The following is a 21,144-nucleotide window of genomic DNA, read 5'->3' as shown; positions in this document are numbered from 1 at the left end:
TGATGTTGGCGCCGTTAGCTTGAATGTTACTTAAGTTGACGAAGAATGATTCGATACCTTCGACGATATCGAGATCATTGATGATGTCGATGACGATGGTTTGTGTCTGAATGTCTGGATCGAAGGTGAGTGTGCCCGTTTGTGCGGTATAATCTTCCGGATCGAGTGCCAGTTGATCCTGAGTTGCATAATCTACGGTGACCGTGGTGGTGATCGGTTGGTCCAGTGATACGGTGAGAGTCGCTGTTACTCCGTTTTCGTTGACGGTCATATCGTCGATTGAGATGTTGGCTACTTCGTCGTCTTCAATCGTGACTTCGCCCTGATCGTCGACAAAGGTGATGTTGGCGCCGTTAGCTTGAATGTTACTTAAGTTGACGAAGAATGATTCGATGCCTTCAACGATATCGAGATCATTGATGAGAGGGACCATGATCGTTTTTGATTGCTCGCCCGGGTTAAAAGTCAGCGTACCAGACATTGTGGAGTAATCAGTTGTATTGAGTGCGGTGAGATCGGCAGTGGTGTAGTCCACGGTGACCGTAGTGGCGACCGGCTGGTCCAGCGAGACTGTCAGTATGGCCATTCCGCTTATATCATCTTCGTTGACGGTGATATTATCGATTGAGATGGTGGCTGTTTCGTCATCGAGAATCGTGACTGTAGCCTGATTATCTCCGATGGTGACTGCGGCCCCATTGGGGACAAGGTTGATCAAATTGATCAGAAATGTTTCATCGCCTTCGACAATGTCGAGATCATCGGTAAGCGGGATAGTAATCGTTTTTGTCTGTTCGCCCGGATTGAAAGTGAATGTATCCGATTGAGAGGTGAAGTCGTCCGGGTCGAGAGCAGAGTCAGGTGTTGTAAAGTAGTCTACACTAATAGTGGTGTCGACCGGTTTATCCAGAGAGACGGTGACCGAAACGGTTCCCTCCATTTCATTCACGGTCGTGTCTTGGATCGAGAGACTGGCCTCGTCATTATCTTGGATTAGAATTGTTCCCTGACTGTCGGCAAATGTGACATTCGCACCATTTTGAATATTGCTCAAGAGGACGAGTAATGATTCATCGTCTTCCACAAGATCGTCATCAAGAATATCAATGGTGATGGGTTTCATTAGATCGCCCGAGAAGAACTCCAGTGTCTGGGTTTTAGCGGTATAGTCGTCAGGACTGCCTGCTGTCAGATTGAATGTGGTGACGTCCACACTGATGTCCGTGTCAACAACCAGGTTGAGGGAAACAGTGAGTGTGGCAGTGCCCGCGTCTTCATTCACAATCATGTCATCAATGGAGAAACTGGCCTGTTCGTTATCCAGAATCGTGACTTCCGCTTGATTATCTGCGAAAATAACATTTGTCCCATTAGACAGAATGTCGGAGAGGTTGATGAGAAATGTTTCATCACCTTCGACAATCATATTATCGATAATGGGCACCATGATCTGATGCGATTGTTCGCCTGCGAAGAAAGTTAGCATGCCCGTCGTAGCAGTGTAGTCGGATAGGTCGAATGCTGTCTGATCTGCCGTCGCATATTCCACGGTTACTGTTTCTTCGACTGGTTTGTCTAATGTGACATCGATCAGAGCGATTACTCCATCTTCACTAATGGATATATCATTGATCGAGATGGTGGCCTGATCGTCATCCAGAATGGTGACAGTCGCTTGGCCTACGCCCATGGAAACATCGTAACCATCGTTTTGCAGGTTGCTCAGGCTCACCTGAAATGTTCTGTCACCTTCCACAAGCTCATTATCGATCAGGGTGATGATGATGGTTTGTGTTTGTACTTCGGGATTGAAGGTCAGAGTGCCCATCTGGGCGGTGTAATCGGTTGGAGCGATCGCCGACAGATCTGCTGTGGCGAAGTCAACAGTGACAGTGGTGGCAACCGGCTGGTCTAATGAAACGGTAAGGGTAGCAGTCCCACTGTTTTCATCTTCCGAAATATTAGTGATTGAAATGGTAGCTTGATCATTATTGAGAATGGTGACTGTTGCCTGGTTGTCTCCAATAATGACATCAGCGCCATTTGCCTGAAGGCTAGTCAGGGTAATGAGAAATGTTTCATCCAGCTCCACAATATTATTATCTGTGATGGGAACCGTAATCATTAGTAACTGCACTCCCGCTACGAAAGTTAGAGTGCCAGAGGATACGCTGTAGTCGTCTACACTAGTTGCGGTCTGGTCGGAAGTGGCGTAGTCCACACTGATTGCCGTGTCGACAGCTTTGTCCAAAGAGACGCTGATCGTTGCGGAACTCTCCTCTTCATCAATAGAAACATTGTCGATCGAGAAACTGGCCTGATCGTTATCCTCAATGCTGACGTCAGCCTGGTTATCCAGAAATGTGAGATTGGCGCCATTGGCTTGAATATTCGACAAACTGACGGAAAAATGTTCAACCACTTCTACCAGATCCATATCATTAGTAATGGGAATAGTGATCGTACTGGTTTGCTGGTCAGGTGCAAAAGAGAGTGTGCCTGACATCGCGGTATAATCGACTGAACTGAATGCTGTCAGATCGGCGGTAGTATAATCGACATTCACAGTTGTTTTGACAGGTTTGTCTATTGAAACGGTGAGAGTAACTGTTCCGTCACCTTCATTGACGGTCTCATCGGAGATGGAGATGGTCGCACTCTCGTTATCATGAATCGTGACGGTTCCCTGATTGTTTCCCATGATGACATTGAGCCCATTGGCTTGCAGGTCCGTCAGGTTGACGACGAACGATTCATCGCCTTCAACGGTATCCAGGTCATCAGTGATGTCGATGATAATTGTTTGTGTTTGTACTCCGGAGGCGAATGTCAGTGTCCCCGTTTGCGCAGTATAGTCGTCGAGATCGAAGGCTGACAGATCGTCGGTGGAGAAGTCGACAGTGACGGTAGTGGCGACGGGTTGGTCCAGCGAGACAGTCAGAGTGGCTGTTCCGCCGTTTTCGTTGACTGTAAAGTCATTGATCGAGATCGTGGCCTGATCATCATTCAGGATTGTGACGGTTCCCTGATTGTCTCCGATATTGACATCAGCTCCGTTTGCTTGAAGATTTGTCAGATTGACGAAAAATGATTCATCATCTTCCACTAGATCATCAATCATGACAGGGACAGTAATGGTTTTTGAAAATTCATCATCCGCGAAGGTCAGGGTACCAGAGGTTGAAGTATAGTCTTCCGGATCGAGTGCCAAATCATTGCTGGTGGCGTAGTCGACACTGACAGCTCTGTCGACCAGTTTGTTTCGAGAGACGGTAATGGTCGTTGTCCCCAGATCTTCATTTATGGATACATCGTCGATTGAAATACTGGATGCATCATTATCCTGAATTGTGATCTCACCCTCTGCATCAGTAAATGTAATATTTGCTCCATTAGCGAGAATGTTGGTCAGATTGGCCAGAAGTGTTTCGGTACCTTCTACCAAGTTATCATCAATGATGAGAACGTTAATCTGCAGTAATTGCTGTCCTGCAGTAAAGGAGAACGTGTTTGTTAGAGTCGTGTAGTCGCCGGGATTGAGGGCCGTCTGATCGCTGGTTGCAAATTCAAAGCTGACATCTGTCTGGACCGGTTGGTCTAAGGTGACGGTGAGGGTGGCAGTCCCTTCATGTTCTTCGACAGAGACATCATTGATTGAGATGGTGGCTGTCTCGTTATCGTGAATCGTGACTTCACCCTGATCGTTGTTAAATGAAATGTTTGCCCCATTCGCTTGGATGCCGGTCAGATTGACGAGAAACGATTCATCGCCTTCGACGATATCGATGTCATTACTGATGTTGATGACGATCGATTGTGTTTGTGCTCCCGGGGTGAAAGTCAGGGTGCCCGATTGCGCGGTGTAGTCATCCCCATCGAGGGCCAACTGATCTGCTGTGGCAAAGTCTACGGTGACGGTGGTGGCAACAGGTTGGTCTAAGGAGACGGTGAGGGTGGCCGTCCCGTTATTTTCATTAACAGACACATTATCAATGGAGATCGTGGCTGCTTCGTCATCGAGAATCGTGACTTCCCCCTGATCATCGGCAAAGCTGATGTTAGCACCGTTAGCGAGGATGTTACTCAAGTTCACAAAGAATGATTCATCGCCTTCGACGATATCCATGTCGTCAATTATAGGAATCATGATGGTTTGAGTTGTGATACCAGGGGCGAACGTCAGGGTGTCAGTTTTTGCAGTATAGTCCTCTGAATCAATGGATGTATTATCTGCTGTGGCATAATCTATCGTAACAGTGGTGGCGAGGGCCTGGCTCAAAGAAACGGTCAGTACAGCCATACCACTCGAGTCATTCTCGTCGATAGAGATGTCGTCGATCGAGACCGTGGCAGTTTCGTCATCGAGAATGGTGACTGCCCCCAGATTGTCCGCAAAGGTAATGTTGGCGCCATTGGCCAGAATGCCAGTCAAGTTCACCAAGAATGATTCAACACCTTCGACGATGTCAATATCGTCTATGATGGGAATCATGATGGTTTGTGTTTGGACTCCCACACTGAAGGAGAGTGCCCCTGTTTGTGCCGTATAGTCATCGAGGTCAAAGGCTGAGTTGTCGGCCGTAGCGTAATCCACGGTGACGATGGTGGTGACCGGCTGATCCAGAGAGACGGTCAGTACAGCCATACCACTAGGGGCATTTTCATCAATAGAAATGTCATCAATTGAGATTGTGGCCTGTTCGTCATCGAGAATGGTAACCGTGGCCTGGTTCGCAGTAATCATGACGTTGGCGCCATTGGCTTGCAGGTTCATCAAATCGACAACAAATGATTCCTCACCTTCTACCAGATTGCTGTCGTTGATCAGGGAGACCATGATCGTTTTTGACTGCTCACCTGCGGCGAAGATCAGGGTACCAGACATAGTGGTATAGTCGGCTGTATTGAATGCGGTCAGATCGTTGGTGGTATAGTCAATGCTGATCGTTGTGTCGACAGGTCTATCCAGCGAGACAGTCAGTATGGCTATTCCGCTCATATCGTCTTCGGTCACCGTAATATTGTCGATTGTCAGATGTGACTGCTGATCATCCTGGATCGTGATTTCTGCCTGGATGTTTGCAAAAACCACATCGCGACCATTGGCCTGAATATTGGTCAGATCGACTAGAAATGATTCATCGAGCTCGACCAACTCCGAATCGACAAGAGAAACAGGGATCTCGATGGATTGCATTCCAGGGGTAAATGTCAGAGTACCAGAAGTCGCGAGATAGTCGGTGATATCTTCAGCTGAACTATCGTTGGTGGCAAAGTTAAAGCTGACATCGGCATCAACGGGATGATCCAGAGAGACGATCAACACCGCTGTTGACATGTTTTCGTTTACAATGATATCACTGATTGAAATCTGGGCCTGTTCATCGTTTTGGATCGTGACCGTTGCCTGATCATCCCCGATAATGACATCAGCATCATTTGCCCGGAGATTAAACAGGTTGATCAGAAATGTTTCATCCAGCTCCACGATATTATTATCTGCGATGGGAACTGTAATCATTTGTGATAGCACTTCCGCGCTGAAGGTCAGGATGCCAGAGGTTGCGCTATAATCGTCTGCACTGGTTGCGGTCTGGTCGGCAGTTAAGAAGTCCACACTGATTTCCGTGTCGACAGGTTTGTCCAGAGAGACGATAATTGTTGCTGACACGCCATCTTCATCTAGGGAGACATCATCAATTGAGAGGCTGGCTTGATCGTCGTCCAGAATTCGGACTTTGGCCAGTGTGTCTGGAGTTAGTAGACTGGAACTGGTGGTCTGGATATTAGAAAGAAGCACCAGGAATGTTTCCGTACTTTCTACCAGATCGGAATCGACGATGTTAATCGTGATGGATATTTCCTGTTCGCCGGGAGCAAATGAGAGACTGCCGGAATTGGAAATATAGTCTGTCGAATCATTCGCAGTTTCATCAAATACAGAAAAGTCAAAACTGACCGCAGCATCAAGTGGGTGATCAAGTGAAACCATTACGGATGCGGTTCCATCTGCTTCATTGACAGTGATGTCATTGATCGAGAGGGTAGACTGGTCATCATTGAGGATCGTAACCGTTGCGGAATCGTCTCCGAGCGTTGTATTCAAGCTGTTGTTGCTTAACTGGATGCCAAATGTTTCATCTTCTTCAGTGATCAGATCGCTGTTTACCTGAATTGTGATGGTTTGAGTTTGTGTTAATGCGGATGCCTCTTCCAAAAAACTGATGGTATCTGTTTGTGTGACATAATCGGAATCGGCTGATGTGGCTGTGCCATCGATCGTATTGAAATCAACCATGACAACACTGTTCAGATCGCCTGCGACTGTTCCCGTTCGCGTGACTGTGATCATGACATCAGTCGTTCCGGCGTCCCCTTCTACAATAGACACATCATCGATGTTGAGTATCGAAGTCAGCATCGTACGATCCTCGAGCTGTTCGATTGAATTGACATGGTGGCTTCGAATTGCTTGATATCGATTCAAAACGCGAGAATGTCGGGAACGAGAAGTTCGAGAGCGAGATGGTCGGCACTGAGTGGCAATCGACCTTAACCAGTTTGTCAACAACATGGGGGCAGGTTCTTTCTGGCGTATCTGAACTTTAGAAAACCAATACGATTCGTTTGATCATCTAACATGAAGTGGATGGTCGTTAAGGTAAGCGGGCTATTAAGCATGGGTACAATATGTACCTTCTGGCATATCCAGCATATACGGAATATTCATATTTATATACAAGAGTACCAATGCACTTTTCCTCAATCCAGCACAATTGTTTAGAATTGTCTATCTAATCACATAAATTCAGATTAGTGAGTGAGAGTTATGATAGGGGGCATTGGCTGAGTATGAGCCGGGAGATCGATGTTAGAATTACCAGGGAATGGATTTGAAAGAGAGACATTCAGTTCTGATATGAAAGACTTTACAGCGGATTTCCATCTTGATGCTGGATCAGATTGCGCAAAGTCTGAGCCGGAAGATCTGATGTAATATTGCGAACGGAGCCATCTGCCGCAGCGGATAAAAATGAGCCATTGGGAGACTGTCCCAAGGCGCTGAACGGGTTGCCAGAATTAAAGGGCAGATCAACCGGTTTCGTCCACGGTATGGCTTTGTCCGGACCAGCTTTCACACAGAGAAGCGTATTCGAGGAGCCGTCTGTAATATCGCGTAACCGTATACCACGGCCGCCTGGGAAGGGGGTGCCTTCTCCCGAAAATGTCATGATCGATGTATAGCCAGGTTTGTTCACTCCCGTGCATTGGAATACAGCGGGCATCTTCTCCAACAGAGCACTGTTCTGGGGGCTATCCCATGGTTCTTGCAGGTTGAACTGTTTGTAAATCTCTGCCTGACCAAGAAATGGAAGCAAATGAACACGCCAGCTCAGGAGAGGTTTACCATCAACAAGGTGGGCATCTGCAGGGGGGAAACGCGTAAATGAATCGTGATAGTCATGAAATGCACGCCCGATTTTCTTCATATTGTCGAGTTCAGAAGCCTTGACCTTCTGCGAGCCGGAACCGCCTTGTGAGTTAATTATCTCATCAGCTTTATCGGTGATCGATTTGACGAGACCGCTTCCCGGTTTCCCAGCAAAGAACATGAAGTATCCGCCACCTCCAATGGCCAGTATAGCTACGATTCCGCCTATGATCAGAAGATTCTGATTCAAGCCGGAACTCGATTTATTCTTACGCTTTGGTTTGGGCTTACTTTTCGAAGCACTTCGGGCACGTCGTCGAGGTAGGGGTGTCTCTTCGGCTTCTTCCTCCCAGTCGTCGGTGAAGTCGTCAACTTCAGCTTCAGGGATACGAACAGGTGCGGAGCACTGCCGGCACTTGATTTTTTTGCCAGCTTTATCATCGCTGACTTTGTAGTTCTTGCCACATTTTTTGCATTGGAAGCTAATGGTCATAGTTGTTTCCAGGATGAATTTCTATTGAAGTTCGATGCTATCCCAGTCAATCCGCGTTGAATCTTGTGGGCCAATAATTTCTTTCCAATTTGATTCATTAATGTTCCGTTTGACACGTCTGGAGCTGCCGTCCCCCGGCAAAACGGGAATACCAGCAGCTGATGCCCCAAATTCCTCTTTCGAATGATCAAAGTTTAATCCTCCGGGCTTCGTCCATTCCACTGTTTTATCAGGGCCCACTGCGACAACCAGGATTGTATTGGATGTTCCGTCTGTTGTGTCTCGAATTCGAGTGGGTGTTCCGAGTGGAAACATCGTGCTAGTGGATTTATCGCCTTTTTGTTCCCACTTTCCTTCAAAGACACGGAAGCGGGGCAGATTCAAGTAGGCTGGGGTATCTGGAGAGCGAAAGCCATCAGGCATATTTTTAGCAAGCAGTGGATTGTGCGGACTACTCCAGGCTTCATCCAGTTTGAATTTTTCGTGTAGAGGCATTTGATTCAATAAGTGCAGCAAGTGCACTCGCCAACTGACTTTGAACCGACCATTTTTATTATAATTTTCTGGGTGTTGTTCCGGGGTTGGCAAGAAGTGTCGGTTTTCTTCATGTAAATTGTGAAATGCCAACCCAAGTTGTTTCAGCTTTACTTTAACCACCTTGAAACGTTCTGCCATCATTGGCTTGCCCGGTTTAATGGTCATTGCGGGGACGATAGTTTCGTTTTGCGGGACGGAAGGTGTCTTACTGTTTGCAGTCTCAGAAGGACTGCTTTCGTTCGGTTTCTTTTCAGTAGCTGCCTGTGGCGTTTGGGGACCAGCTTGCTGATTCTTCTGGCGACTAGACGCCAGGGACATGAAACTAAAGGCACTTGCCAACAGAAGAACCGGTAACCAGAGGGGACGATTGGGTTTCATCTTTGTATTGTAAAGGGCTTGGTTCAACATTGCCGGTATCTCCTGTTGCGTGATTCAAATTGAAAGCGGTCCAATTGTTGAGTGTGGTGGTATTACTCAAATCTGTGGAGACGTCATTTCAATGATGCTTCTGAGTCACTTCGATCTTCGTCTAGAAACGATTTGGAGAACTGAATAAAGCAGACAAATAAGTCTATCCATCTGTCCTGTTGTTGGCAAGGAGTTCACAATAGAAATATTTTGATGTATAGAAAACGGCCGTTGTAATGTTGTAATAATTAGAAAAACGGGAAAATGTTTTAGTGTGAGGTTTGAAGGTTGGAGTTAAAAGAAAAAGCCCGCATGGAAATTATGATGAGAGCTTTTGTTATTGAATGTTTTAAAATACTGGATGCGACTTGAGCCCCACAAGTTAAGCTCTCACTCGATTTTCAATCTAAGTGAAATCAATTAAATGGAAGTTGTTTTCAGGTTGTAGATATGCTGAATATTACCTTCTGGATTCGGCTGAATGGGGGACGTCAATTTCTGAAGAAAATCGCCGTTGTATAGGACTTGTAAGGACAACGAACAAGCACTGGTCTGGGTGGAGAATCAATTCGAGTACACATCCCATAACGTAATATAAAGAACCTGATGAATAGGGGCGCGGAACTTCCAAAGGCGTCGAGGCTAATCTGATCGCGCGACGTGAAGAAACGGAGGCGATTCGTGGATAGGCTAACTCAGCCAAACGACTACAGGATTGTCGAGTTCATATTTATAGGCATGAGCTGGAAGCTTTGGAGAAGATCGTCTTGGGCGAGAATGATTTAGAGGACAAAGTGGTTAATCTGCTATGATCACTTGAGGTGGTTCCACCTACCCCTGTTCGAAATTCATCGGGGTTGGGGCATTTTACTGATTAGACATTTTAACCAATCGAGCTTGACAATAAATGTAGCTTATAGAGTTGCGCAATTAAGCTTGCATTAGTTCTTCTCAGTCCGCTATACTTCCGATTCATTAAGTCTTTTTGATTAACTCATTTACCAGTTGGGTATATTCTTTCTATTTCCAAAACTTATTTAGCAGGATAAACAAGTTTCAGGATGAAAATACTTGTTATTTTTGGGACGAGACCAGAGGCGATCAAGATGTCTTCTCTCGTCAGGGAACTGATAGCACAGCCTAAGGTGGAGACCAGGGTCTGTGTCACTGCGCAGCACCGTGAAATGCTGGACCAGGTATTGGACTTATTTGAAATCAAGCCAGACTATGATCTGGATATCATGTCTCCCAATCAGTCATTGACGACGATTACTTCCCGGATCCTGACAGGCTTGGAGCCTATTCTAAACGACTTTCAGCCTGATACTGTTCTTGTCCACGGAGATACCAGCACTACCTTTGCAGCAAGTCTTGCCGCTTATTACCAACAGATTAAGATTGGTCATGTGGAAGCTGGTCTGAGAACCAATAATATTTACTCCCCCTGGCCTGAAGAGGCGAACAGAAAACTGACAAGTGTATTGACAGATTATCATTTTGCTCCAACGACAGCAGCCAGGGAAAATCTACTGCGGGAAAACGTACCTGCAGAGAAGATTCAGGTCACGGGTAATACTGTTATTGATGCTTTGTTGCATGTTCTAGAAAAAATCAAATCGGATAGTTCACTAACTCAGAAAATACAGCACTTGCTTCCTGAAATAGATGCCAGTAAGCGATTGATTCTTGTGACTGGGCATCGTCGCGAAAATTTCGGCAGTGGTTTTGAAGGAATCTGTAAGGCACTCGCTGAATTGGCATCAAAATACCCGGATGTGCAAATCATTTACCCGGTTCACCTCAATCCCAATGTGCAAGAACCTGTCAATCGGTTACTTAGCAATCATGCAAACATTTTGTTAATCAAGCCTCTTGATTATCTACCATTTGTTTATTTGATGAACCAATCTTATTTGATTCTGACTGATTCAGGAGGCATTCAGGAAGAAGCGCCCTCGCTGGGTAAACCAGTTCTGGTCATGCGAGAAACAACAGAGAGACCGGAAGCTGTTAAAGCGAAAACGGTGAAGCTGGTCGGAACCAACTTTGAAAAAATTGTCTGTGAAGCTTCAGCGTTACTCGACTCTGACTCTTATTATCAATCAATGTCGCAAGCCCACAATCCCTATGGCGATGGCCTAGCGAGTAAACGGATTGCTGGCTTTTTAAGTTCAATAAAATAGCTCCAGATGAAAAATCGAAGCCTGCTTGCATTAAATGATTTCATCGACGTATTCAAATCTTTCCAGTTATGTTTCTTCCTGGCATGGTTTGATATTCGGATTCGATATCGAAGATCAAAAATTGGCCCCTTCTGGATCACGATCAGTATGGCAATATTTATTGTTGCGCTGGGGGTCGTCTATTCCAAACTGTTTAAGATGGATGCCGCAGAATATATGCCGAATTTGGCTGCCGGCTATTTATTCTGGACTATGATTGCAACTGCACTGGGTGAATCTCCGGTGATCTTCATTGAAAATGCGGCTTACCTTAAAGACATGAAAATCAACCTTCTGGTTCTGGTTATTCGAACGCTCACCAGAAACATGATTATCTTTTTACATAATGCGGTCTTCATTGCTGGAGTCTGTCTGTATTATGGGATTTGGCCACAATGGCAGACGGCATTAGTTATTCCAGGGTTATTTTTGGTATTTGTTAACCTCTTCTGGATCACTCTTGTATTTGGCATCTTAGGGGCAAGATATCGTGACCTAGCTCCCATTATACAGAGTATGGTTCAGGTCCTGTTTTTTATCTCGCCCATTACCTGGCTTCCCAAACTGGTTGGCGTAGATAGCTGGGTCATTAAATTGAACCCGATCGCTTATTTTCTCGACCTCACACGCTCTCCGATTTTAAATCAAACTCCAGAGCTGAGCTCCTGGCTTATCACTTTAGGGATCAGCATATTGGGATTAGCAATAGCTTTTATACTTTATGCATATAAACGCGAACGAATTGTTTTTTGGATCTAAAATGGCTTACATCAGTGCAGATAACGTTGGCTTGCGTTTTCCGATTATCGGTACAGGGGACCGGTCTGTTAAAAAATCAATTTTGAATATCGCGACGGGAGGCAAGATCACTAAGGGGAGTGGCACACTACTGATTACCGGATTGGAAAATGTCACTTTTGAACTTCACGACGGTGACCGCCTGGGGTTGATCGGACACAACGGTGCCGGGAAATCAACATTACTAAAAGTACTTGCAGGAATATATTATCCTACTGATGGAAAAGTCAGTGTTGAGGGACGCATAGTATCCACACTTAATATCACTCTAGGATTTGAAGAGGAAGCGACTGGTTTTGAAAATATATTTCTGCGGGGGCGCCTGTTAGGACTAAAGACTGATGAAATTAATTCGAAGGTAGATGAAATCGCAGAGTTTACTGAGTTGGGGCGATATTTAGATTTACCGGTCCGTGTGTATTCGTCAGGGATGTTGATTCGATTGGCATTTGCGGTTATGACCTCGCTCGAATCAGATATATTACTCATGGATGAAGTAATCGGAACAGGAGATGCACGCTTCATTCATAAGGCAGAAGAGAGACTCAATGAATTTATAAACAAAGCCAAGATTATGGTAATAGCTTCGCATTCCGACTCTGTAATTCAGGAATTCTGTAATCAAGCGCTACTCTTGAAAAATGGAACTGTTTATGCAATGGGAGGCGTTGATGAAGTTCTTGAGATTTATCAATCTGCAGATTACCAGGATTAGTCTTCAGGGACATGCTTGAAGTATTGATAAATACTAAAACGAATCTAAGATTGTAGGACTAAGCTTCAAGCATGAAGTACCTGCTCTTAATCTGCCAAAATTAGCCCCTCTCCTGAAAGGACTTGTAATTAGAATGAGAAGCTTAGAACTGGATCTAACCAAATACAATAGCGATAAAATTGCAAATGGGTATCTGAAATTTTACGATCCCATTTTCTCCCCTTTAGCAAACGATAACATCAAAATGCTTGAATTAGGCATCTTTAATGGAGGCTCTTTGCACCTTTGGAAAGACTACTTTCCAAACGGAAAAATCTCTGGGATAGATTTGAAAATTCCTGATGGGTTTGAAAATGATGATCGAATGACAGCCTATAAAGGCAGTCAAGTCGACTTCACTTTTTTAAAAGATGTAGCTGAGAAAGAAGCACCGAGCGGATTTGATATTATTATTGATGACGCATCTCATATTGGAGAATTGAGTCGGCAATCTTTCTGGTATCTATTTGACAATCATCTAAAACCTGGTGGTTTGTATGTCATTGAAGATTGGGGAACTGGATATTGGGAAGATTGGCCGGATGGCAAGAGTGTGTCGGCACCAGAAGCCCCGGTGCCTTCCAGTTCAGGGTTTTTGTCTAAATTATTTTCCAGAACAAAGAACGCAACCCTCACACCGCCTAAAGTTCCGCTGCATAACCATAGCTACGGGATGGTCGGCTTTATCAAACAACTGGTCGATGAGCAGGGGGCAAATGACATGACACGAAAGACTCTGGCAGGGACACCTGAACGTGGTTCGAAATTTATAAGCGTCACCATCCTGCCATCAGTCGTCTTTGTAAAAAAAGGAAAACAGCAAATTCAACACTCATAATTTCTACTTTGAAATTCGTCAATAAGCCAAATTAGAATAGAACACTACCAAACGACTCTAATCCTGATTTCGGGCAAACTAGAAAGAATAGTTTATGCTCCGGAAGAAACACTGTTGGTAGTAAAGATAATTGGTCCTATGAACATACTAATAACAGGAGCAACCGGCTATATCGGAAAACATCTTGTTCAAGAGGCCTTAAAAGAGGGGCACCAATTAGTCCTCGCATCACGGAAGAAGACAAAGCAAAACTCTGCTGAATGGGTACCATTTAATATAAAATCAGCAGAAGCCCTCAAACTTTCGACTCCGATCGACGTCATTATCCATTTGGCAGCGAACACCAACATGGATGAAGAGATAGACAGTAATGACGAAATCAGAGCAGCACAAATGCTGTTATCGGTTGCCAGCCAGAATTCTGCGAAATTCATTTTCATTTCAAGCCAGACAGCCAGCCAATCTGCGCCAACAGAATATGGCAAAACAAAATGGCAAATCGAACAAGATGTTCTAGCAGCAAATGAGGCAGTCATTCGACCTGGTCAGGTTTATGGTGGAAAGCCTTCTGGTCTATTTAGCGAATTGATAAATGTTGTCAAAAAATATCCGATCCTTCCTGCATTTATTCCTGTACCCAAAATTCAACCAGTTCATATTGATGATCTTGTGATTGGGATTCTTCGAATAGCAGAGATCAGGCAGAAGGCAAGGGGACTGTATTGTCTCGCTGCTGCCAAACCAATTCGATTTTCTACATTCCTTTTTGCTATCGCAAAATATAAGCTTCGTGTTCGGCGATTATTTATTCCCTTCCCGACATTTTTTATCACCATGCTCTTAAGAATTGTGGGGGGAAGGACAAATATTGCACCGAAGCTTGAACGCTTACTTTCATTGTTCCAACTTCCTGAAATGAAAACGTCCACATCATTGAATGCAATTGGGCTTCACCTTCGACCATTACATGCTGGAATGCATCCGTCGGGAAACGATAATCGAAGACAGTTACTACTTGAGGGACAGGCACTCTTAATTTATGTTCTGAATGAGAAACCACAAGTCAGTTTGGTTCGTCGATATGTACGCTCCATAGAACAATTGCGACTTGGTACGCCATTGGGCCTGCGGAACTATCTCTTAAAATCTCCGAGACTAATTGCAGTATTTGATGAAAGCTCATTCAAAAAAAAGCCGGATTATCAAGAGTTCTTCTGGCGAATCGATGCGGTAACGATCTTAGCAGAAGCAACGCCTCGAGGCGCATTCCATTTTCTTGCTTTAGGGAGAAAGGCCGGGCTGTTTTTTAGTGCATTATGGATCGGTATAACCGTATTGTCAGAACTTGGCTGGAGAGTGATTAGCCTTCTGTTTCGTTTCATTCCAAATAGTCACCGCGTTTGTTTTCAGAAGGAAGAGGCGTGACTTTAGACTTTGACATCATTATCGTCGGAAGTGGTCCTTCAGGAGTCTCTGCGGCATTTCCTCTGGTGGATTCCGGATTGAAAGTATTAATGCTGGATGGAGGCAAACAAGCCAGGGTTGAGCCGCCCGCTCAGGAATTTCTGACGGCAAGAACTGGAGATACTCAGCAGTGGAAGTGGATGGTAGGTCAAGATTTTCATGCACTTAAAATGAAAGAGACAGTTTCTCCTAAACTACGGGTACCCACTCACAACTATGTGTTTGAAGAATTTTCTGATCTGAATCAGATCCAGTCTAAAGAGTTTGTAGCTATTGGATCTTTGGCTAAAGGAGGGCTCTCAAATACCTGGGGTTGTGGTGTTGCAAAACTATCGGACTCAAAATTGGATACTTTGCCATTTTCCAGAGCGGAAATGAATCTATCGTATGAGTCTGTTGCCAGGCGAATGGGGATCAGTGGCGCCTCGGATGATGATTTAGCAGGCTATTTCGGTTTGGATGAATGGGCACAACCCCCGGTGGAAATGGACCCTGTGCATCGTTGGGTCTTTGCTCGCTATTCGAAGCAAAAGCAAAAAATGTCCTCATTGAAATTTCAGCTGGGGAGATCACGAGTAGCGGCGATCAGCGAAAATTATGCGGGGAGAGAAGCTTGCAATCTTTCTGGAACTTGTCTCTGGGGATGTTCTCGTCGCTCCTTGTATTCCTCTGCCGATCAATTGCCTCTCCTTCGAAAGTATTCAAATTTCCACGAAATCAGCGGAGTGATCGTGGGTGAAATTAGTAGTACTAATAATCTGGTTCGTGTTAATGGATTTGATTCTAACCAAGGCAAAAACGTCTCGTTCTCTTCCCGCAAATTAATTCTTGCAGCAGGCAGTTTGGCATCTACCAGGTTAGTATTGCAGGCACTGCAGCATAGATCTGCGGTTGAAATTCTTTCTGCTCCTACTGCGGCATTCTTGCTGTGGTTTCCTCTGTTCCTGGGTCTGAAACGAATGCCCACCTTTGGGTTAGGCCAGCTTTCATTTAATATGACCTTAAAGGAAGGCCAGTCTGTGTTCGGCTCTACTTTTTCCACACAAGGAATTCCAGTTTCAGAATTTGTCACTCATCTTCCCATGCGACGAAGAAATGGGATACAGCTACTAAGCAGACTTTTGAGCTCATGTCTGGTAGGGAATCTGTTCCTCTCCGAGGAGTTATACTCCAGCAAAGCAACGCTGCAAAATGATGGATCGTTATTCATTACTGGTGATTACAATATGAGTGCTGTCTCAGATGTCATGCAAGAGGCCGCGAGGAAGCTACGCAAAGCCTACTCCAAATTAGGCGGAGTAATTTTGCCTGGAAGCTTTACAGTAGGGAAACCCGGTGGTGATATTCACTACGCAGGCGCTTTACCTATGCGAGAGCAGCCTGCCATTGGAGAAACTTCAGCCGATGGTGAAGTATTTGGGCTGAATGGAGTCCACGTGGTTGATGGTGCATCGTTCCCGCTCCTCACTGAAAAATCGCCTACGTTGACCTTGATGGCTAACGCCGACCGGATTGCCCGTAGAGTGGCAGTCAGTATTGCAGCGAAGAGTATCAGCGAACCCTGAGGATCATGCAGTATGAGCCGCAAGGGGGACTGTTGGGACAATGCGGTGATGGAAAGTTTCTTTGCGACACTTAAGAAAGAACTTATTCATAGCCAGAAATACGAAACACGGGCATCAGCCCGGCACAGCATCTTCGAGTACATCGAAGTGTTTTACAATCGTGAGAGGCTGCACTCATCTCTGGGCTATCAGAGTCCCGCAATGTTTGAGCAAGCAGTATAACTTGAACCCAGCGCCCACTATTTCTGGGGAACTTCAGTATGCAATCATCAAGAGTTGTCAAGTTTCTTTTGGATGACAACAATATGGTGTAAAGAAAGAAAACGGTTCAGTGGCGAGATTACCCATTCCATAAAACTTACAAGTGGTATCAAAATATCCGGGCATAGCTGTCGAAAATTAAGGCCTCCCGAGAGTAGATACTTTAAATAATTAGACATTACCTCTTCATGCACAATTGAAAGTGAGGGGTGTTTACGCTCAAATTCTTTGCGATCTCGCACAAACACCAGGTAACTCAGGGCTTGATTCGCGCCATTCATTGGACCTGAGCTTGGTGTTTCCCAAGAAGGAAACGATTTATCGAATCCTTCGGTTTTAAATAATCGTTTGTAGAGAAACGCGGCAAACGGCCCATAGTATGGTTCAAGGATAATTGCTCCACCGCCTGGAACTAAGGTCCGATCCAATTCCTCAAAAAAACGATCTGGATGCGGGAAATGGTGAAAACAGTTTTGCCCGTAGAAGACACGGACGGACTCGTTTTCTAGGTCCATTGCTTCAGCATCAAGTACTTTATCTGTGTTTGCGTTGCCTACGATATCAGTCGCCAAGACCTGAGGATAGCTATCTTTCATCGGAGCGATTCCTGCCCCAATCTCTATTTCGAGGCCCTCTCCACTTAAATATCGTTGATTGATTCGATTAAAAATGTAATGAAATTCTTTAAAAACAACTCTCAACATTTTTTTTTGTTCGAACATTTTTCGATGAATTGATATTCTCTCATCACCATCAATATCTACTTGTTCTAGAGAAGGGGAACGTAATATATTGATAAGAGCTTTCACTTTGATTCATCCTCGATAATGCAACTCCAACCACTCAGTTTTTTGTGAATAGATTGACTTGGAACTCTCGAAATATCATAACCGAGAAAAGCGAGAATGAATTGAAGCCCCATCAATATTGGTAATGCAGCAAGCATTACAGTACCTGCCGATGTGGTTGTACCCAACGCCAAGCTATCCAACCAACTATATATTCCAAAACAAAAACCAAATGTAAACAAACAGCATCCTAAAACTAATTCGAAGGAAGCTAAAGACAAGTCACGCAAGTAATAATTATAGAATATACGTTTAATAATATTACGAAGATGTTTATAGAAAAACTCAGTTATGACTGTCGAAATTTTAAGGTTACTCTCTTCGTCTTCATAGCGTGCATGCATTGGAATATCAACAACGACAGCACGCGAAGTATTTAACCTGAATAGCATATCAGTCTCAAAAAAGTATCGTTTGCTAATCTTTCTGAAAGGTAAATATCTGGCAACTTCGGCATGGATTGCTGTATAGCCATTTGTGGGATCAAATAAGTTCCAGTACCCAGTTGATACTTTTGACATAAAGGACAATATCGAATTACCCCAGAGTCGAATTTTCGGCATGGCCCTGATTTCTTCAAGTAAATAAAACCGATTTCCTTTCGTGTAATCAGCTTCTCCACTCAGGATTGGTTCAACAAATGATGGGATCAAACGAGGATCCATTTGACCATCTCCATCTACCTTGACGATAATGTCCGCTCCATTAGCAATAGCCGCACGATAGCCAGAAATGACAGCCCCTCCCACTCCCTCATTTTCTGCATGATAAATGACATGAACTCGCTCGTCTGTCACGGTCGATTCTACTAATTTTCCGGTATGTTCAGGGCAGCAATCATCCACAACATAAATTAGAGAGCATTCTGAACCAATTTTAGATATGACATCCAGAATCTGTTGATGGACTTTGTAACATGGAATTACAACAGCGATACAATCATTCGCTGCTTTATCCTTAATTTGAGTTGTAATTACTTGATGGTTCATTCTAGCAACGAATTCTTTTTAAATTGAATAGGTATCTTTGTATGTCCCGAAGCATAAACAAGTGCTGAACTCGCATTTGCTGGAGCAAAGACTTTCATCGAATATGTATTCCATGAATCCGTGCACTCAACAGGACGAATATCTGACGAAATATATTTTCCATTCTTATCAAGCCAGTTGATTTGCATTCGAGCCTGACCTTCATTTGAAAGACAACGTACTGTAACCGTATTTAAATACTTTTTGTTCGGCGTGACCTCAATCGTCTGGTAGGCAGGATCTGCTACACTCACTGAAATATAACGCTCCGATGCATCGTATATTGCATTATTGTCTAGTGTCCACGCTGAAATCTGTTCAAAATCTGAACCCTGTATTAATTCTTTTGAAAATAGATACTTTTCGCTTAAACGCCGGACACTTACATCACCAATTTCAGCTAATTCATCTGAAACTTTCAGGATTAAATTTCTCTTTTCTTCAGTTCCCCATGTTGAATAGAGGATAATATAATTCACTCTCTCTTGAGAGAGATTAGCAGCAATAGACTTCTCATTTTTAGCAGAATCGATCAAGTGCTCAAATCGAAAATTGTACCAAGATGAATGAAGTGCTTCAGCAGAAAGTCCAGCTACCAAAGGTTGAGCTAAAATAGCGACAGGAGTTTTCTCTGGATTAAGCTGGTTGACTAATTCAACTGCATTACGTATGGGCATTCGACGGTTTAGATCTTTTGTTCTGTGCGATTCACTTAAAAATGATTTCAATGGAAAATCACCGTAAAATGCAGCCGAGCTAAAAAAGATTAAATTCAATCCGAGTGTCATAATTCCTAAGGAGACAATGGTTTTATGAAAACTTGACTGTCGAATGATTTTGTTAAACAAGGTGCAGCAAATGACAACGGTCAGCATCAACCATTCCGGAAAGACATATCGGACATAACTAACAGACTGAAATGTTAAAAAAAGTGATAACCCCGCTACGGCTAACAGAATAAGGACTCTTTTGTTTCTATTGATTAAAAGTATGCCTAGTGCGGGCAACAATAAAAGAAGCCATTGAAATCCTGAACCGCCTACATAACTTTCCATAAATTCGCCTGTATGAAAAACGACGCGGTAGGGAAAATCCCAAGAAAGTCCTTTGCCAAAAACTGTTGAACTGTCGAAATTTACAGCTGGGTAAAATTCAGATTTAAAGTATTGATTGAAAAAAGGAAAAACAGGGTTCCCTGTTTTGTAAAGTGCTGTGAGATAAGGAACAGCACCAGGTACCAAGAAAAGGATCAGGCCTGTTGCGGTAGAAGGATAGCATGTCTTGTTGAACCAGAATTTCCAACGCCACATAAGTACTAAAAATAATGCTGGAAGAAACATAAGAGCAATTGCTTTAGATGCGATCGCAAATCCCAATAACATTCCCGCCAAAGGAATATTGCTTTTTACATTTTCAGGACTCGAGAAGGTTCTGAGAATGACTAACGTTCCTGCAACAATCAATGCTGTCCAAATCGATTCGACAAATAAACTACTACCAACTGTGAATGTAAGCGGAGTCGATAGGAAGATGAGGTTTGTCCAGCGGCATGTTTCATTATCTCCTCCAGCCCAGAAGACCAGTTCTCGAATTAGTCTAGTTAAGGCAAACAAAAAGCTAATATTAATAAATCGAGAAGCAGTTTCTCCCCCTAAGACATAGCCAATCGAATAGATCCAGTCACCAAGCATAGGCATTACAGCCCAAACGTAAGTCCCAGCATCAAACCCCCAAAGGTGCTGGTGAGACATATGCGCAGATACGAACAGATGCATTGCTAATGCATCATGCCCGAGTTCTGGCATCAATGCGACTACAAAGTAAACTAATGCTATTACTGTCAGAAAGGCGTCTAACCAGTGGAACGAATATTCTTCATGTTCTTTAGTACAAAGCAGCCAGTCTTTGAGTTGAGCTGTGTATTTAATTGTCATTTGCTTATTAAATGCAAATGGTAGAAGCAGAAGGAGTCCATATAAGGCTGGGTAATTAATGGGGAAATGTGCTAATAAAGCTACTAAAGATCCATAGGCTCCAGCACCGGTCAGAAACCTAAGAACACCCTGGCTATCTTTCGGTGTGATACCAATCAAAGAGTGTATGTGTTGTCCTACAATGAAGGATGCAAAAATAAACCAGAGAGACGTAATCAAAGGCCACCAGGCACCAGCAGTCAGAGTGAATCCAAGTGCTAAAACCATGCCTATAAATCGAGGAGGCTTGTGCGTAAACTTAGAACCAGCGACAACACCTACCAGGCACAGTACTAGAAAATATGCGAAATGATAACGCCCAGAATGAGACCAACCAATAGAGTTCTTCAGGTTTACTAAACCATATAATGTTAAGGCTGCTCCCAGAAACATCAGCGCCGTTATTATAGTATTCCCTTTTTTACTCATCAATATTGGTACCCGAAACAAGATTTATTTTGTGTTTCATTCAGTGAGAGCGATTTGTTAGAACCAGATTGCTTTTCCATCGCTCTTTGGTATT

Annotated in this window: 12 protein-coding genes and 1 pseudogene; 7 read left to right on the top strand and 6 right to left on the bottom strand. The window is 44.0% G+C overall.

The window, feature by feature from the left end; genetic code table 11:
* From AAC022_RS04595 to AAC022_RS04585, 3 genes are all read right to left on the bottom strand, one after another.
* Positions 1–6,421, bottom strand: a 6,421-nt coding sequence (locus AAC022_RS04595; protein ID WP_339728454.1) for a Calx-beta domain-containing protein, incomplete at its 3' end; no start/stop codon positions are given.
* Positions 6,422–6,929: 508 nt separating this feature from the next.
* Complete coding sequence (locus tag AAC022_RS04590) at positions 6,930–7,925, bottom strand: DUF1559 domain-containing protein (RefSeq protein ID WP_339728453.1); 996 nt, start codon at positions 7,923–7,925, stop codon at positions 6,930–6,932.
* Positions 7,926–7,946: 21 nt separating this feature from the next.
* Positions 7,947–8,870: a DUF1559 domain-containing protein gene (locus AAC022_RS04585; protein ID WP_339728451.1), complete on the bottom strand. Its 924-nt coding sequence runs from the start codon at positions 8,868–8,870 to the stop codon at positions 7,947–7,949.
* A 1,061-nt stretch (positions 8,871–9,931) separates the two neighbouring features.
* Between AAC022_RS04585 and wecB the strand changes: the two genes are divergently transcribed.
* From wecB to AAC022_RS04550, 7 genes and pseudogenes are all read left to right on the top strand, one after another.
* Positions 9,932–11,053: a UDP-N-acetylglucosamine 2-epimerase (non-hydrolyzing) gene (gene wecB / locus AAC022_RS04580; RefSeq protein ID WP_339728450.1), complete on the top strand. Its 1,122-nt coding sequence runs from the start codon at positions 9,932–9,934 to the stop codon at positions 11,051–11,053.
* 6 nt (positions 11,054–11,059) lie between these two features.
* Entirely contained in the window at positions 11,060–11,851 is a 792-nt protein-coding gene (locus tag AAC022_RS04575) for an ABC transporter permease (RefSeq protein WP_339728448.1), read from the top strand.
* Between the two features lies 1 nt (position 11,852).
* Positions 11,853–12,605 (top strand): ABC transporter ATP-binding protein, encoded by a 753-nt coding sequence (locus tag AAC022_RS04570; RefSeq protein WP_339728446.1) that lies wholly within the window; start codon positions 11,853–11,855, stop codon positions 12,603–12,605.
* Between the two features lie 133 nt (positions 12,606–12,738).
* The gene (locus tag AAC022_RS04565) at positions 12,739–13,482 is read left to right on the top strand and encodes a hypothetical protein (protein WP_339728444.1); all 744 of its coding nucleotides are present in this window, start codon (positions 12,739–12,741) and stop codon (positions 13,480–13,482) included.
* Positions 13,483–13,620: 138 nt separating this feature from the next.
* Complete coding sequence (locus AAC022_RS04560) at positions 13,621–14,907, top strand: NAD-dependent epimerase/dehydratase family protein (protein ID WP_339728442.1); 1,287 nt, start codon at positions 13,621–13,623, stop codon at positions 14,905–14,907.
* The gene (locus AAC022_RS04555; protein WP_339728440.1) at positions 14,904–16,511 is read left to right on the top strand and encodes a GMC oxidoreductase; all 1,608 of its coding nucleotides are present in this window, start codon (positions 14,904–14,906) and stop codon (positions 16,509–16,511) included. The genes AAC022_RS04560 and AAC022_RS04555 overlap by 4 nt, the downstream gene beginning before the upstream one ends.
* 6 nt (positions 16,512–16,517) lie before the next feature.
* A pseudogene (locus AAC022_RS04550) lies at positions 16,518–16,733 on the top strand (integrase core domain-containing protein); the annotation flags it as partial.
* Between the two features lie 47 nt (positions 16,734–16,780).
* Here the strand turns inward: AAC022_RS04550 and AAC022_RS04545 are convergent.
* Genes AAC022_RS04545 through AAC022_RS04535 form a run of 3 tightly spaced genes read right to left on the bottom strand, consistent with a single transcriptional unit; the run spans position 16,781 to position 21,050 of the window.
* Positions 16,781–17,581: a methyltransferase domain-containing protein gene (locus AAC022_RS04545; protein WP_339728439.1), complete on the bottom strand. Its 801-nt coding sequence runs from the start codon at positions 17,579–17,581 to the stop codon at positions 16,781–16,783.
* Positions 17,578–18,609, bottom strand: coding sequence for a glycosyltransferase (locus AAC022_RS04540; RefSeq protein ID WP_339728437.1), 1,032 nt, complete (start codon positions 18,607–18,609; stop codon positions 17,578–17,580). Before AAC022_RS04540 ends, AAC022_RS04545 begins: the two co-directional genes overlap by 4 nt.
* Positions 18,606–21,050 carry a hypothetical protein gene (locus tag AAC022_RS04535; protein ID WP_339728435.1) on the bottom strand — a complete coding sequence of 815 codons (2,445 nt, stop codon included), beginning with the start codon at positions 21,048–21,050 and terminating at the stop codon, positions 18,606–18,608. The genes AAC022_RS04540 and AAC022_RS04535 overlap by 4 nt, the downstream gene beginning before the upstream one ends.
* Positions 21,051–21,144 lie beyond the last annotated feature (94 nt).

It is taken from the genome of uncultured Gimesia sp., assembly GCF_963976445.1.
GTDB lineage: Bacteria > Planctomycetota > Planctomycetia > Planctomycetales > Planctomycetaceae > Gimesia.
This window is presented reverse-complemented; position numbering and strand designations above follow the sequence as displayed.